Raw genomic sequence first — 503 nt, forward strand, 5'->3', positions numbered from 1 at the left:
GTAGAATATGCTGCAATTGAAGCGACTAAAGAAAAATTTGAGAAAGAAAAAGCGAAAGGACTTAAACCTAGAGCAATATGAGCTTCTGCAGTTTCCTTAAATTTAGCATTTGACGTTGCTTTTAATATAGATACTGCTTCATTAATAGTGTAAAGTTTAGGCTCAACTTTTGATTTTAATGTTGTAAGTCGACGTGAAAATTTTTTCATAAAAATAGTAAATATAATTGAAACTTTTAATCTTTAATTAGAATTGCCATATTTTTAGCCGTACCTCCAACTATTTTCATAGCTTGAGGTATATTGTTAGTGTTCAAATCGGGAAGTTTTGTTTCTGCAATAGATTCTAACTGTTTATTTGTTATGCTGCCTACTTTTTTGGTATTTGGTTCACCCGAACCTTTATTTAGTCCAGCAGCTTTAGCGATTAGTACAGAAGCAGGAGGAGTTTTAAGTATAAAAGTAAAACTTCTATCTTCATATATTGAGATCTCTACAGGGATT

2 protein-coding genes are annotated in these 503 nt (G+C 31.2%); both read right to left on the reverse strand.

Annotation, left to right across the window (positions count from 1 at the left end; genetic code table 11):
* Nucleotides 1-209, reverse strand: a 209-nt coding sequence (locus tag ABD944_RS42335) for an uL1 family ribosomal protein (protein WP_425550337.1), incomplete at its 3' end; no start/stop codon positions are given.
* Between the two features lie 26 nt (nucleotides 210-235).
* Nucleotides 236-503 (reverse strand): uL11 family ribosomal protein (locus ABD944_RS42340; protein WP_486303781.1); only part of this gene is annotated, 268 nt, incomplete at its 5' end.

Origin of the sequence: Actinomadura verrucosospora (genome assembly GCF_039540335.1) — a bacterium.
Lineage (GTDB): Bacteria > Actinomycetota > Actinomycetes > Streptosporangiales > Streptosporangiaceae > Spirillospora > Spirillospora verrucosospora.